The sequence below is a fragment of the Arthrobacter livingstonensis genome (assembly GCF_003219815.1).
GTDB classification, from domain to species: domain Bacteria; phylum Actinomycetota; class Actinomycetes; order Actinomycetales; family Micrococcaceae; genus Specibacter; species Specibacter livingstonensis.
On record NZ_QJVD01000051.1, the window covers coordinates 1 to 13,448 of the forward strand.

The following is a 13,448-nucleotide window of genomic DNA, read 5'->3' on the forward strand; positions in this document are numbered from 1 at the left end:
GGTCCTACGGATTCCACACTCCAGAAGCCGCCCTCGCCCTGATAATGCTGGCCTGCGGTCCCGTCGAGATCAAACTCGCATACCAGAAATAACCGAACCCACATTCACGTCAGGAGAGCCGCAAAAAGTTTGTGGGGATGCCGTAGGTTTGAATCGATCCTACCTGTAGTTTTCAGTTATCAATATCTCTCACAGGGTGGCCAGCCGGGCGCGGGCAAAGCTGTAAAGCCCGTAGGCGATGAGTCCGATGCCGACCATGATGAGGATTGCTTCGCCGAAGGGTAGGGCGGCCAGTGATTTCAGGGCTCCGTCTAGACCTGAGGCATCTTGGGGATCGACTTTCACTGCTGCGACGACGAAGAGGACGCCGAGGGTGAGGATGGCGATGCCTTTGGCGATGTATCCGGTCATGGCCAGCACTGTGATGCCCCGTTGGGAGGGTCCCGTTGGGAGCGTGATGTCTTCGCGGAATTTTTGCCGGGCCCCTTTGTAGATGAAGTAGCCCCCGATGCCCGCCGTGATGATGCCAAGGCAAATGAGCAGGGCCTGACCGCCCGGAAGGGAGAGCAGGGTACCGGTGGCGTGGCGGGTGGACGTTGTGGAGCTGGTGGGGTGTCGGAGCGCGATGGATAGGGCGGTGAAGGTCAACGCGAGGTAGGAGGTACCCTTGCCCAGAGACACTAGGCTCCGGGCCCAGCGTTTCTTTGATGAGGACCCGATGCCCAGTCCGGCCTGGAGCAGGAGCCACAGTCCCACTGCCGCGAGGCCGGCCACGGTAACCCAGATGACCACCATTCCTCCCGGTAGTTTGATCAATTGGGCGAAGGCTCCGGATTGATCTGATTCTCCGCCGTGGTGGAGGGCAATGCGGATGGCGATGTATCCCATCAGCAGGTGCATGAGTCCACTGGCAGCGAACCCGATTCGTGCGACCACGGTCAGCGCCCGGCTGTTCTGCGCGCGGCTGGCTGTCCGGCGGGCCCTCTGGCCGGGCTTCATGTGCCGTCCACCTGGGGCTGGGAATGAGCGCCCTGGACACGTTCGCCTTTAACACGGACCGTTCTGGCCGTGTCAACGGCCATGACGGCGCCCAGAACGACCAGCGAGAGGGCCATGGACGCCGTCGTGTCCGTGATCCAGTGGTAGCCCAGGTAGAGCCGGCTGGCCACCTGGGCCAGGATGACTATGGTGGCAATACTGAACAGGACTACGGTCAGGGATGTTATTCGGCGCCGGCTGGCGATAAGAAAAGCCAAGATCAACAGGAAATCCGAGGTGCCCAGGACGTGGCCGGACGGAAAGGAAAAAGTACTGTCGGCACCTAGGGTCATCAGGTCCACCGGCGGTCGCGGGTGCCGGACCAGGGGAGCGAGGACCTCGGCAAGCACTACACCGGTGGCCATTCCGGCAGCAAGAAGAAGCGGACGCCAGGCGTGTTTAGCCAAAATGGTCCAGGCAACGACGACGACTAGGACGATGATCGGCAGCGCTATGGGGCCGAAAATGATAGCGAGTGCCACCATGACGGCAGTTAGCGCGGGGGAGCGCAGGGCCATAAACCAGGTGTTGACCGGCTGGTCCAAGCGCTGGAAGCCCGTGTGCGTCAAGACGGCGTCAAGGAGGAGAACGAAGACGAAGAATCCGATGACAATGAGCACTAGCGAGGTGACATAGAGCCGTTTGCGGACGTCAACCGGAACAAAACGTTCCTCGACGATGAACTTTTGATGCCAACCAGAGGACTGATGACCATCCTGCTCTGGCGGGTTTTTCCTTGACGCGCCCTTGTGGTTCATACGCTTCTCCTTTAGGGCCGGCTCGGGGCGAATCCCGTGTTAACCGGGTGACTGAATAAAGTATGACGCGTTCCTGCTTCCTAGGGAAAGTATGCCGCGTTGGACCCCATAGGAGACTCCGTGGTTAGTGTTTTTTTATCCGGGGCGGGCTCATTCGGATAGTCAGGGCCTTGGGATCTACGGTGACGTGTAGGTGCGTTGCGGGGCCTAAGTGATCGCCGTCGAGCTGAAACTCCTGGGGGTGGTCCAGCCTGATTTCCGCGCTCTTTCCTGTCAGGCTCTGCACCTGGTCGTTTTTGTTGTCGCCCTTGCCAAAGACCCCGAGGATGACGGCAAGCCAGCCTAACTTCCCTTGGGGAGCCAACGTCAGGATGTCCATGAGGCCGTCAGTGACGGATGCATCCGGGAAGATTTCCACCCCACCCATCAATTTCCCGCAATTGCCCACCATCACGCCACGGACCCTGCGGTGGATCTCGTTCCTGCCGTCGACAGTGATCCTGGCAGTGACAGGTTTTCCTGGCAGGTTCCGGATGCCGGATTCGACATACGCGAGCCAACCCATCCTGTCTTTCAGCCCATCGATGGTGTCTGCCATGATGGAGGCGTCATATCCGAGTCCGGCCGCGACCAAGAAGATCCGCTTATGCTCTGCATGGTCGAGTGTGGCTTTAAGGACGTCGATTTTAGTTTCGGTTCCGTTCAGGACGTCCCGGGCCGCTGCGACAGGGTCGGTGACGTTGATCCCGAGGTTGCGAGCGAGCAGGTTGCCTGTTCCCAGCGGCACCAACCCCATGGCAGTCTCCGTGTCGTTAAGGACCTCGGCCACACAGCGCACGGTACCGTCGCCGCCGGCGGCAATGACGACGTCGACGCCGGCCGCAAGGGCCTCCTTGGCCTGGCCGTGCCCAGGGTCATCCTCCGAAGTCTCCAGCCACAAGGGATCAGCCCAGCCGGCGTCGGCGCACAGCTGAAAGAACATGGGCTTGAACTGTTCGCCTGGGGACTTTATTGGATTGATGACCACCGCAGCACTCCTGGCCTGCCGGGAAGGATTCCTTGCCATGACGTCCTTTGCGATGGGGTAAATCTGAAGCTGTACTGAATAGTAACCCGAGATAGCGCCCCGCATGCACAGATTGGTGAATCTTGCTCGAGGGTGCTGGCAGGAATGGTCCTAACGGTGCCTGACGGGACCGGACCATGGGACAGTCCGGCTCTGGGAGTCTGGCCGCCTGGATGGCAAGCGCGTTGGACTGGATCCACCGCAGCCATCGATCGCCTTGTGACTTACCGCAATTTGCCGAATTACAAGAGTTGCAAGATTGAATCTGCCGCGCCGGGATACTTGAGGTCTTGAGGGAAGTTCGTGGCTAACCGACGGTCCGCTGTGCCGGGTAGGACGATCGGAAGGTTACGGCAGTGGTCAAGGAGCGACTCCAGGTGCTTGGCTCTCTTGGGAGAGCCGTGGGTAACATTACTGCGCGCAACGATGCGCACGCGTCCAGCCCGTCATGGAAGGCAGCGGGATGGGGAGGGAAAAGCAGGCCGGCGACGTTTGGCCGCGCCTGCAACACTACGTCAAGGTGGGCGTTGGGCCGGGTAGGTGAAGTGATGGTGATTGAGATGACGGTGGCCACGATGCACCTGGGCGAACTGGCAGATCGTTCACAGCTATCCTCAAGTGCCGGGGGTGTTGATTTTTTCACTTGTCACGGCGCTCACCGGCGCGGTCATTCAGGTCCTCACGAAGCGAGCAGCTAAGAAAGCGACGCTGAGGCTTCAGCGCAAGTCCAGTCAGGCGTAGATAGTCGCCGCTCCATGCTGTGTCCGGCCCGGTTTTCTGGTACAGCGAGAAATGAAGCCCATAGAGGATGCGGTGGTCCTAATGCAGGTACTTTTAGCCTTCAAGGTGCTGGACGGCTTGGAGAACGCGGACTTTCTTGACGGGGTGGTTTGCTGTCATTCAAACGGCGGTTAGGCGGGTTATTCGGCCTGGGACTGTCAAGGACGTGCTCCACGGGGTTCCGACGGGCAGCCCCCTTCATCCCGTGGCAGTGCAGCTGCCCATTGAGGCGTGGACTTCAGCCGTCCTTCTTGACTTTGTTCCCGGTGCTGGGAAAGCGCTGCGGGTACTGATCGTCGTCGGCCTGTTGAGCGCCGGCTCGGCAGTTTCATGCAGGCGGTAACTGACCACGGCCCGCCACGAACAACGAGCTAGGGTCCGTTGGCGTCGGATGGTGTTCCATTGCTCATTCTGGTATAGATGAAGCGGCGGTATTTTCTTGCCATATTGATCAGCTAATCGCCGGTGTCAGCGGCCCGTTGCCAGGTTGAGCTGGTGAAAATGGACGGCATGCTGGGTGCAGGTCGGACTCTGTCCTATCTCATTTTCGCGGCGGGACCCGTTTGTGATCTGGAAAGAACCCGTGATCCAGCCCCCAGAGAATGGCGTTGGAGCGGTTAGTAACGCTGATGCGGCGGTAGCAGCTGCGGATGAATGTTTTCACGGTGTTGGCTGACAGTTGGGTCCTGTCGGCGATTTCGGCATTGCTGAGGCCTTGGGAGATGAGGGCGAGCATTTCGGCCTCCCGTTGGGTCAGGCCTTCTTCTCGTCCGGGCCAGTCGCCGAGACTCGTTTTTCCCTGGCCATCGGGGCCGTGAAATACCTGTCCCTCCCCTTGGTGGATCTTGTGGAGTGCACGGACCAGTCGGGCCGCTGGCAGGCCTTTCGACAGGTAGCCGCTGGCTCCGTTTGCCAGCGCAGCCTTGACTCTGGCTTCGTCGAGATCCCACGAATAGACCACCACCTTGCCGGCCAGCGGATTCGTGGCCAGTTCGTGCACGTCCTCCCGGTCGCCCGGGGTCGCTGCGAACGTATCGTAAAGTGTCAGGTCAACCCGCTTGGCGACAGTACTGTTGAGGTCGAGTTCGACGACCTCCAGGGTGTCGCCGTAGGACCGGAGCATCATCTCCAGCCCCCGCAGCACGATTTCGTAGTCATCCACTAGTGCTATGCGAAGGCTCTCCATTCCACTATTGTAGGGCAACTTATTTCACCCCTAGGGGTGAAGAATCTCACCCCTCCTGCGGACTACGATGCGGGGATGAAGGAAATCAAAACCGGGAATACCACCAGGGCTGGGGATGGCGATCTTGGTCAGGCAACGGCTCGGGAACTGATCGTTCAGCTGGCCTTGGTCGAGGAAGAGCACGGAAAGACCGCCAACCCCGCACTCCTCGCTGATATATCCAGACGCGAGCAAGCCATTGTGGCAGCTTTGCGCCGGGATGGACTCGCCCAATCGTTCCCCCACACCCCACGGAGACTCGAAACACACCCCGGTAACGCTGAAGACCAGTTCGTCCAATCGTGAGCGCTAAGATCCCGCATTGGTCACTACAGTGTGTATCTGGGCCGGCCGTTGAGCGGTCATGCTCTTAGATATGGGCGCCGGCACGGATGTGCTGAGGACAGTCACCCGGACTGTGGGGCCCGGCAATCCTGCTTCCAGTACCCGAGAGTCACCGAATCGTGCCACGACAGGGACCGGCGCCGGTGCTGAACAGTTGGTGCTGCAGTTCCTGGGGCTCGCGGATGCCTTGTCCCGGTGTTTTTACCGTTCGGGCTGTGAGGCAGAGGACTTGCAACAAGTTGCCAGGCTGGGGCTCGTGAAGGCTGCCAAGGGTTATCAGGAGGATAAGGGTCAGGGCTTCGTGGCCTACGCTGTGCCGACCATTACCGGTGAACTCAAGCGCTATGTCAGGGACCATTCGTGGGTGGTGCGGCCTGCGAGAGCCATCCAGGAAGCAAGGCTGAAGATCAGGCGGGTGCGCCCGGAACTCATCCAACGTCTGGGGCGTGAGCCCACTTACGCCGATCTCAGTCTGGCTGCGGGCCTATCGGTGCCGGAGACTGTCCAGGCCTTGCTCGCGGAGTCTGCCATGGTAGCCCAACGGATCGAACATTATGACCCCCAAGGTGGACGAGAGGCACTATTTCCCGGAGTCACCCTGACAGTGGAAGAACTGGGGTATGAACGCGTTGAACGAGAGCAGGCCCTAGCCACTGCTCTCGTTGATGCAAGCGAGGAAGAGCGCCTCATCCTCCATCTGCGCTTTGTTGAGGAGATGTCACAGGAGCAGATCGCTCAGGAACTCGGTGTCAGTCAAATGCAAATATCCCGACGGCTCAAGCAATTGCTCGACCGTCTCGGTCGACGACTCGTCGAGTCGCGGTAAATGAGCCCCGGACGGCAGGGCGGTCAAGGTCAGTTGAAGAAGTGAAAGGCCCGTTCACTCGGCGTTCAAAGACACGATCTGCCGCGAAAATTAGCGTCACGAAAGATTCGTTGCCTGGAGTCACGAACGGGCCTTCCACGTCAGGCTGGATCAGGCTCGGCGATGCACAACGGCCCCGGAGATACCCAAAACCACTAGCGATCCCACGATCGCCACAAGCCAGGTTTGCAGGCTCCAGAAGTTTTCCAGCCCGACTCCGAAAATGGCTCCACCCAGCCATCCGCCCAGTAGGGCGCCGACCACGCCTAAAAGCATGGTGATGAGGATGCCGCCGCGTTGACGGCCAGGAAGAATGGCTTTCGCGATCCCACCAACGATCAATCCCAAAAGTAGAAAAGCAAGAAAACCCATAAAATCGACTCCTTTGTGGTTCGACGACGTGGATCCGCCTTGGCGAGCCCTCATGCCCCGTACAGGAGGGCACTACCGCGATCAGCGGTCGGTGAGATCCTTGGCGGCATCCTTGATATGCTCGCCAGCCTGCTTCATCCCAGCCTTGGCCTGATCGGCTTCGCCCTCGTTTTCAAGGCCACGATCATTGGTGGCCGCGCCCGCGTTTTCCTTGGCTTTGCCCTTGAGTTCTTCGGCCTTGTTCTCAAACTTATCTGCGATACCCATGGTTATCTCCTTCAAAGAACGGAAAGCACGCAGGGCCGGCAGGCCCATGCTTTTCAGTATGTTTCACTAGATCCGTGGCGGGGGTGCAACGGTCCTCACTACTTACATTTCCCCAAAACCGGGAATCTAAACATTTTCAGAGCGGACGAGGACACCGGCTTAGAGGTAGAGTCGGTCAGGAAGGCGTTCCCGGATGCTGCTGGCCGAGGCGGTGTGCGGTGGTGGCATACGGCTCGATGCCACTGTCACCTCACAGTGTTCCGATACTGCAGCCAATGACTTCGAGATGATGGCCTTGCCCCAGCTGCGCACCCACACCTCCGGCCTGCCAGGCTCCCGACAGCGCCAAGGGTATGGGGCGGCCTAGCGATGGGGCTTGGTGCCCGCCTCAGCCAGAAGTTACATCTCGAGTGCCATTGACCCTGTCTACGGTCCTGACTACGGGCGTGGTGCACGGTATGGTTTCTAGTTCTTTTCTTCCAGTTTCAGCGCCACTCCCAAGGCAAAGAAGGTGGGAGCCCAATGTCCGATGAAAATTCCCCAGCGGTCCGACTGGGCCTTGGAGTGGTCCTTTTTCGTCCGGCTCGCCAACCACGCGACAAGGGAGAGCGCTATGGACGCGAATCCACCCGCGTAGGCGTATTCGCTCTTAATGCCTGCATTGTGCAACATCTCAATCATGGGAACTCTTTCACGAGTAGGGGAACAGCTAGGACGAAACGACTATCTCACAAAGCCGAATAAATCTGAAGGGGCAGCGGACGCTTGCCGCCGCCTGTCCCTGGAGCAGCCAGAAACTGTCGCACACCCCGAGCCAGGAACACCAATGCTGAAGGGGGTTCTTGGTGATGGCACCAAGAAACGGTCCCGGTAGATCGTGAACGCGAGCCCATTGCCGGCATTCGCTCCCACGGCAGGTGTTGGGATGTTGAACGGCGTTCTCGCAAGTTCCAGGCACACGACTGTGCCGTAAATTACCCCGTTTGGCGATGTGAGTTACCCCGTTTGACGGTTTCTAAACTTGTTGCAGAGTCCTCGGGCGGGTGCTTATCCTCTATCTCGTAACCGTGCTTAGTGTTTTCATCCGGTCCGCGGATTCATTTCCCAGCGGTCCCTTCCTGAAAGAGAGCGACGATGACGGAAAGTGCATGGCCCCACGATGAGGGCCTAGAAACCAACGAAACTGACCTAATCATCCCCGTGGAGACGACCAAGACGGCCCCGGCTCATCATAGCCCGGCGACACCGCAGAGCCCGCCTCCGGCTTCGGGCTCGAAGTCGGATGCGGCTAAAGACGAAGGGGGGTTGCCCGCCACGCCACTGATGCTGCGCAGTACGTTTCGGAGACGGTCAAAGACGAGGCCTCCACTGTCGCGGCAGAGGTCAAGACCAACGCGCGTGACGTGATGGCACAGGCCAAGTCCGACCTCACCGACCAAGCCGCAAGCCAAAAGCAAAAAGCCGCGGAAGGACTACGTTCGGTATCTTCGGAACTGCATTCCATGGCTTCTGCCCCTGAGCAGCCCGGGGAGGCCACGGATTTGGTGCGCCAGGCCGCCGAGCGTTCCGCCGCCGTGGCATCGTGGTTGGATGACCGCGACCCCGGATCCCTCCTTGCTGAAGTAACCTCGTTTGCTAGGCAAAAGCCTGGTACGTTCCTGCTTCTGGCGGCCGGGGCACGCGTTCTGGCTGGCCGGCTCAGCCGCAGCCTTAGCGCAGGTGTCCCACACCCTGCAGGATCTCCACATCCTGAGGGTGGCACGATCCCGGTGGGGAAGCCGATGGCTGATAAAGAAATACCTGACCCCAGGGTACCGGCAGGACAACCGACGCCCATTGGCCAGACAGGCCCCTATCCCTCTGACCAACTCGGCACCGAAGCGCAGATAGGGACAGACCGGCCTGAACTTTGGCATGCGGAACCTGTCGTGTCGGATCCACTGCAGACGGGGGATGCGTTGCGCGATGATCCCTTGGATGGTGGTCGCCGATGAGCACCGAACTGCCCAACACGGGCGCCCACGCCAAGGCGGAGTCCTCCTCCCTGGGCGAGCTGTTGGGTGAAGTCACCCGGGACATGTCAACCCTGATGCGCCAGGAAGTTGAACTCGCCAAAGTTGAGCTCAAAGACTCGGCCGCAAGGGCGGGGAAGGGCAGCGGAATGCTCGCCGGAGCAGGAATCGCCGGCCACTTCGTGCTCCTCTTTTTGTCTCTGGCTCTCTGGTGGGCACTGGGGACCCTGTGGGGGCTGGGTTGGTCCGGGGTCGTCGTTGCAGTGATATGGGCCATCATTGCTGGCGTCCTGGCCACGGTCGGACGCAAGGAACTCAAAGCCATCAAGGGTCTGCCCCAGACCGGGCAAACCCTGCAGGAAATCCCGCCCACCCTCAAGCCCAACTCTTAGACAGCGAGGAAAAATGATGAGTGAAAACCCGGATACCATCCGAGCAGATATTGAGGCCACCCGCGCACGCCTCGGAACGAATGTCGATGCTGTGGCGGACAAAGTCACGCCGTCGCACATCGTGCGAAGGCAGACCGACAAAGTCAAGGACGCCGTTTTCGGGGTCAAAGACAAAGTCATGGGAGCCGCAGATCATGGTGGTGAGAACCTGGGAGGGGTTGATGCTGCCATCGGGGACGCGCCGGCTCAAGTGAAAACTAGGACACAGGGCAACCCTCTCGCGGCCGGGCTGATCGCTTTCGGTGCCGGCCTGCTCGTCTCCTCCCTGATCCCGGCCAGCCAGCAGGAACGCGAAGCCGCCGACGCTCTCAAAACGGCGGCGGAACCACTCACCCACGAGCTGACGGAGGCCGCCAAAGACATCGCCGAAGGACTCAAGGAACCGCCTCAGGAAGCCATGGAAAACATCCAGGGCGCCCCTGCCGCCGCCACCGAACACGTCAGGGCCGAGGGCCAAGACGCCCTCGCTGATGTCCAGGACCGGGCCTCAGAGGCCAAAGACATCATCCAACAGGCCTGACCATCCCAACCGGCCGGCCATCCCCTCACTCTGTGCGGGACGGCCGGCCACTGCACTTGAACCCGAAGGATGAGATGATCCGATGGCAGAGAAAGACGCCTCAAAAAGACAAAGCAGCACCGCAAAGGCCCGCACGGCCCCTGCCCCTGAGGACGACCGAAAACCGGACAGCCCCGCAGAGCTGAGCAAGCCGTCCTGGAAATACATCTCAAAGAAAACTCTGCGAGAGTTCAGCAAGGACCAGTGTTCAGACCTTGCAGCTGCCCTGACCTACCACTCCGTCCTGTCGATTTTTCCGGCCCTCTTGGCCCTGGTATCCCTGCTGGGAATTTTTGGACAGGCCGAGAAAACCACCTCCGCCGTGCTCAATATCCTTCAAGGAATCGCCCCGGGCCAGACCGTGGAGGCGATCCGCCCCGTGGTCGAAGGGCTTGCCAGTTCCTCCAGCGCAGGGCTGACGCTGGTCTTGGGCATTGTCATTGCACTCTGGTCCGCTTCCGGCTACGTGGCCGCTTTCGGTCGTGCGATGAACCGAGTGTACGAGATCGACGAGGGCAGATCCTTCCTGAAATTTCGCGCTACTATGCTGGCAGTCACGGTAGTCAATTTGTTGATCGTAGTCGTGGTGGCAGCGATGCTCGTGCTCAGCGGGTCGGTGGCTTCATCGGTGGGCAACGTCATCGGGCTGGGCGGGGCAGTTCTGGCCGTGTGGAACATTGCTAAATGGCCAGTCATGTTACTGCTGATAGTCCTCGCAATTGCCATCCTCTACTACGCCACTCCCAACGTGAAACAACCCAAATTCCGTTGGACGAGCATGGGCTCAGCGATAGCGCTGATGGTATTTCTCCTGGCATCCGTAGCGTTCGGCCTCTACGTGGCGAACTTCAGCAACTACAACAAGACTTACGGGACGATCGGCGGTGTCATCATCGCCCTTCTCTGGCTGTGGATCCTGAACATGTCATTACTTTTCGGAGCCGAGTTCGACGCCGAAGTCGAACGCGGCCGCGAACTCCAGGCCGGCATCCACGCCGAAGAAACCATCCAACTGCCGCCGCGAGATACCAAAAGGAGCGACAAACTACAGGCCCGCGAGGAAGAGGACATCCGCCACGGCCGCGAACTGCGCGAACAACACAATGACGACAACCGAAGCTCAGGGCGAACATAAGTCCACCGTCATCGAGAGGGGCTCTGCTGATCGACAGGCACGAAGCAGAAGACAGATCCCGTCGATGCGCAGCCCGAGACTTCCCGCCGTGTACTTTGGAGGCCGACGATGGTGGATGCCAGCCTGACCTGCAGGGGGTTTGGAGAAGTAACGGGCTCCGGTGAGAGGAGGAGATCGTTACTTGACTTCACTGGATATGAGGCTTCTAAAAAGATAACGGGAAGGGCCACTCGACCGCAGGGGTACGGCGGGGACTATTTGTGGAGGACTGCGGTGAATACCCAGTCAGGAATCTTCCTGCCAGAGGGTCCTGCGAGGATGGAAGCCGTTGATTTAAAGCGCCCATTCTATGGTGGCTAAAAGGAAATGAGGGAAACTTGAGACTTAAGCTTTGGGCATTGATTTCAGTTTCGGTCCAGGTTGTCTTTTGGGTTTTGAAATGGGGTGATTCAACATGGATCAGCGCGACTCTTCAAATATCGATCCGAAACTTTTGAAAGCGGTCGAGGAATCCCACTCGGATCAGATCTGGTGTGGGGTGTGTAAAACAGACGAGTTCGTTCTCGTTGAAAGGGCCCGATGGCGCAGGCGTCATGGGGAGGGCACCTGGGACGTTGACTATTTCTGCAGCAAGTGCGATAGCTTCTATGGGCACGTCGTCCGCGATGCTGAGGTCACGCCAGCGATAATGGCTGCCTTGGCCGTCGTTCGAGACGAAGTCGCAGTGTCTCCTGACCAGATCGTGACCGTTATGCACTGCCGCCCCTGACGCCGGTGATGGGAAAGCGGATATTAAGATCTGTACCCACGGGGAGTACGCCAGCGCCCACTACCGAGCAAATTTCGGGACGGGGCGGCGCGGGGAACTGATCTGCGGTTAGATGTGGTGCGAAAGTGGTTCCTGGTTTTTGTTCTTGCCGGCGGGCGCGTCTCTCTGACATGGTTTTGTGGCAACGTTTTGACATGGAGGGGACGCAGTGACTCAGAATTGGAAAATATTTACCTCAGGAGTGATCCATGAAAGCGAAACTGGCATTTATCGCTGGGCTCGGCGCCGAATATTTCGTAGGCACCAGGTTTGGACGCAAGGGTCATGCAAGCCTCAAGAACAATGCCCGGTCGCTGTGGAAGTCCGAACCATTGCAGGCGACCATCAACATGCTGGACAACTCTATTAAGAGTGAGGCCGAAGACTTAGGCGCAAAAGTTGTCCAGAAAATTTCCGGTAATTCCTCGGACGCTGCGGTAGGGACCCACGTCGCGGCCGGCGGCTCAGAGAACGCCCCTTTGCCCGACGTCGATTCCGACCCGGCGCTGAACACCGACATCCGTCAAGACTGGAGCGATGAGGGCGGCGCCCTGCCGTCAGGGCCAGCAAGTTAGCCCTGCAGTCGAGACATCCGAACTAAAGAACAAATCCTGTAAGGAGAACGGCATGAGCAGCAACCAGCCCAACACCGGTGACGAGTCCAACAGTGTCCCTCCCCGGGCAGCGGCAAGGGAAAGGGCAGGCCAAGTGTACGGATCGCCCACACCGGAGGAGGAAATTCCGCCCGGTACCGTCCAGCCGGGAGGCACGGATGAACTGTCCCAAGAGGAATTGACCACGGCAGAACCGCAGGCAAGCCCGGTTGATGATTCAAAGGAGGTTCCTTGGGAGGCGCCGTCCACGGATACGCCGCTTAACGACGACAACACCGAACCCGTCAGCGGAGATCGTGAGTCTTTCTCCTCCGAGTCTGATGACGACGCGGCCGGAGCATAGGAATACAGATTCGTGGCGCACTCAAGACTAAACAAGTCCCAGGCCGTTGCTGTTCTGCTGGGGACCCCAGCAGGAGGCTTCGCGGCTTTCTCATAGGCGACTGGGGGGGTCTGTTTAGACACATGTTTTCCTTGAAGAACCTGAGAATCTGGGGATTGGGCTGCCAGCCGTTCTGGATACTGGGGTGGATCGAGGGCGGAGGCCCGCGCAGCTTAGAAATAGAAATGGGAGAAACGATGCGGAGGGGTACATGCTCAGTTTTGGTATTGAAGAAGAGTTTGTCTTTCTTGATGCGTCCCGGCTCCGCCCCGTCAATATCGCGACTGGCTGCCGTGATCGTCTCGCCGTCCGGGGTTTCGGTGCTGGGGTGGTACATCAGGAGTTCTTCCAGTCACAACTTGAGTTTGCCTCCCCGGTCTATACCGAGATTTCAGCCGCTGCTGGGGGATTGCTGGACTTTCGTCGTGCCCTCGCAGCTGTGGCGAGGGAGCGGGGCGTGGTGGCCGCGGGCGTCGGAACTCCTTATGATGTCGGGGCAATGCCAGCGCTGACACCTGGGGAGCGGTACGAGGAAGTTGCAGGGAACGTCCGGGCTCTGACTAACGATCATCAAATCAACGGCCTGCACGTTCACGTGGGGGTCCCTGACCGTGCCGCCGGGGTGGCGGCACTTAATGGCGTACGCCGTTGGCTCCCTATCCTGCTGGCTCTTTCCACTAATTCGCCTTTTTGGGCTCTTCACGGTTCGTGGTGAAACCGGGGTTCGTGTCGTAGCAAAGTAGGAGCTCGTGGCCCTGCTGAGATGGATG

General features: G+C 59.4%; 15 protein-coding genes. 8 read left to right on the plus strand and 7 right to left on the minus strand.

Going from position 1 to position 13,448, the window contains the following annotated elements; translation table 11 throughout:
• Positions 1 to 189: 189 nt before the first annotated feature.
• The 4 genes from CVV68_RS21905 to CVV68_RS21920 form a co-directional block, all read right to left on the minus strand.
• A complete protein-coding gene (locus CVV68_RS21905; RefSeq protein WP_110503108.1) occupies positions 190 to 999 on the minus strand; it encodes a DUF1206 domain-containing protein in 810 nt (269 codons plus the stop codon).
• Positions 996 to 1,796 (minus strand): phosphatase PAP2 family protein, encoded by an 801-nt coding sequence (locus CVV68_RS21910; RefSeq protein ID WP_110503109.1) that lies wholly within the window; start codon positions 1,794 to 1,796, stop codon positions 996 to 998. Before CVV68_RS21910 ends, CVV68_RS21905 begins: the two co-directional genes overlap by 4 nt.
• Positions 1,797 to 1,920: 124 nt before the next feature.
• A complete protein-coding gene (locus CVV68_RS21915; protein ID WP_110503110.1) occupies positions 1,921 to 2,862 on the minus strand; it encodes a diacylglycerol/lipid kinase family protein in 942 nt (313 codons plus the stop codon).
• 1,321 nt (positions 2,863 to 4,183) lie between these two features.
• The gene (locus CVV68_RS21920) at positions 4,184 to 4,804 is read right to left on the minus strand and encodes a response regulator transcription factor (protein WP_245933729.1); all 621 of its coding nucleotides are present in this window, start codon (positions 4,802 to 4,804) and stop codon (positions 4,184 to 4,186) included.
• A 99-nt stretch (positions 4,805 to 4,903) separates the two neighbouring features.
• On the opposite strand from CVV68_RS21920, the gene CVV68_RS23685 reads away from it, so the two are divergent.
• Positions 4,904 to 5,173 carry a hypothetical protein gene (locus CVV68_RS23685; RefSeq protein ID WP_170133311.1) on the plus strand — a complete coding sequence of 90 codons (270 nt, stop codon included), beginning with the start codon at positions 4,904 to 4,906 and terminating at the stop codon, positions 5,171 to 5,173.
• 70 nt (positions 5,174 to 5,243) lie between these two features.
• The gene (locus CVV68_RS21930) at positions 5,244 to 6,038 is read left to right on the plus strand and encodes a sigma-70 family RNA polymerase sigma factor (protein ID WP_211320963.1); all 795 of its coding nucleotides are present in this window, start codon (positions 5,244 to 5,246) and stop codon (positions 6,036 to 6,038) included.
• 150 nt (positions 6,039 to 6,188) lie between these two features.
• Here the strand turns inward: CVV68_RS21930 and CVV68_RS21935 are convergent, their stop codons facing one another.
• From CVV68_RS21935 to CVV68_RS21945, 3 genes are all read right to left on the minus strand, one after another.
• Complete coding sequence (locus CVV68_RS21935) at positions 6,189 to 6,449, minus strand: GlsB/YeaQ/YmgE family stress response membrane protein (protein ID WP_110503114.1); 261 nt, start codon at positions 6,447 to 6,449, stop codon at positions 6,189 to 6,191.
• Positions 6,450 to 6,530: 81 nt separating this feature from the next.
• Positions 6,531 to 6,764 carry a CsbD family protein gene (locus tag CVV68_RS21940; RefSeq protein ID WP_306415722.1) on the minus strand — a complete coding sequence of 78 codons (234 nt, stop codon included), beginning with the start codon at positions 6,762 to 6,764 and terminating at the stop codon, positions 6,531 to 6,533.
• A 417-nt stretch (positions 6,765 to 7,181) separates the two neighbouring features.
• Positions 7,182 to 7,397, minus strand: coding sequence for a hypothetical protein (locus tag CVV68_RS21945; protein WP_110503116.1), 216 nt, complete (start codon positions 7,395 to 7,397; stop codon positions 7,182 to 7,184).
• A gap of 1,309 nt (positions 7,398 to 8,706) precedes the next feature.
• Between CVV68_RS21945 and CVV68_RS21950 the strand changes: the two genes are divergently transcribed.
• The 6 genes from CVV68_RS21950 (at position 8,707) to CVV68_RS25015 (ending at position 13,393) form a co-directional block, all read left to right on the plus strand.
• A complete protein-coding gene (locus CVV68_RS21950) occupies positions 8,707 to 9,120 on the plus strand; it encodes a phage holin family protein (RefSeq protein ID WP_110503117.1) in 414 nt (137 codons plus the stop codon).
• A gap of 16 nt (positions 9,121 to 9,136) precedes the next feature.
• Positions 9,137 to 9,700, plus strand: coding sequence for a DUF3618 domain-containing protein (locus tag CVV68_RS21955; protein WP_110503118.1), 564 nt, complete (start codon positions 9,137 to 9,139; stop codon positions 9,698 to 9,700).
• Between the two features lie 82 nt (positions 9,701 to 9,782).
• Positions 9,783 to 10,874: a YihY/virulence factor BrkB family protein gene (locus CVV68_RS21960; RefSeq protein WP_110503119.1), complete on the plus strand. Its 1,092-nt coding sequence runs from the start codon at positions 9,783 to 9,785 to the stop codon at positions 10,872 to 10,874.
• A 1,017-nt stretch (positions 10,875 to 11,891) separates the two neighbouring features.
• On the plus strand, positions 11,892 to 12,257 hold the full coding sequence (locus CVV68_RS21970; protein WP_110503121.1) for a hypothetical protein: 366 nt from the start codon (positions 11,892 to 11,894) through the stop codon (positions 12,255 to 12,257).
• Between the two features lie 52 nt (positions 12,258 to 12,309).
• A complete protein-coding gene (locus tag CVV68_RS21975; RefSeq protein WP_110503122.1) occupies positions 12,310 to 12,639 on the plus strand; it encodes a hypothetical protein in 330 nt (109 codons plus the stop codon).
• 250 nt (positions 12,640 to 12,889) lie between these two features.
• Positions 12,890 to 13,393 carry a carboxylate-amine ligase gene (locus CVV68_RS25015; protein ID WP_110503123.1) on the plus strand — a complete coding sequence of 168 codons (504 nt, stop codon included), beginning with the start codon at positions 12,890 to 12,892 and terminating at the stop codon, positions 13,391 to 13,393.
• The last annotated feature ends 55 nt before the right edge of the window (positions 13,394 to 13,448 follow it).

Coding starts and splice junctions, on each gene's coding strand:
- CVV68_RS21905 (WP_110503108.1), bottom strand. CDS start 999: ATGAAGCCCGGCCAGAGGGCCCGCCGGACAGCCAGCCGCGCGCAGAAC.
- CVV68_RS21910 (WP_110503109.1), bottom strand. CDS start 1,796: ATGAACCACAAGGGCGCGTCAAGGAAAAACCCGCCAGAGCAGGATGGT.
- CVV68_RS21915 (WP_110503110.1), bottom strand. CDS start 2,862: ATGGCAAGGAATCCTTCCCGGCAGGCCAGGAGTGCTGCGGTGGTCATC.
- CVV68_RS23685 (WP_170133311.1), top strand. CDS start 4,904: ATGAAGGAAATCAAAACCGGGAATACCACCAGGGCTGGGGATGGCGAT.
- CVV68_RS21930 (WP_211320963.1), top strand. CDS start 5,244: ATGGGCGCCGGCACGGATGTGCTGAGGACAGTCACCCGGACTGTGGGG.
- CVV68_RS21935 (WP_110503114.1), bottom strand. CDS start 6,449: ATGGGTTTTCTTGCTTTTCTACTTTTGGGATTGATCGTTGGTGGGATC.
- CVV68_RS21940 (WP_306415722.1), bottom strand. CDS start 6,764: ATGGGCCTGCCGGCCCTGCGTGCTTTCCGTTCTTTGAAGGAGATAACC.
- CVV68_RS21945 (WP_110503116.1), bottom strand. CDS start 7,397: ATGATTGAGATGTTGCACAATGCAGGCATTAAGAGCGAATACGCCTAC.
- CVV68_RS21950 (WP_110503117.1), top strand. CDS start 8,707: ATGAGCACCGAACTGCCCAACACGGGCGCCCACGCCAAGGCGGAGTCC.
- CVV68_RS21955 (WP_110503118.1), top strand. CDS start 9,137: ATGAGTGAAAACCCGGATACCATCCGAGCAGATATTGAGGCCACCCGC.
- CVV68_RS21960 (WP_110503119.1), top strand. CDS start 9,783: ATGGCAGAGAAAGACGCCTCAAAAAGACAAAGCAGCACCGCAAAGGCC.
- CVV68_RS21970 (WP_110503121.1), top strand. CDS start 11,892: ATGAAAGCGAAACTGGCATTTATCGCTGGGCTCGGCGCCGAATATTTC.
- CVV68_RS21975 (WP_110503122.1), top strand. CDS start 12,310: ATGAGCAGCAACCAGCCCAACACCGGTGACGAGTCCAACAGTGTCCCT.
- CVV68_RS25015 (WP_110503123.1), top strand. CDS start 12,890: ATGCTCAGTTTTGGTATTGAAGAAGAGTTTGTCTTTCTTGATGCGTCC.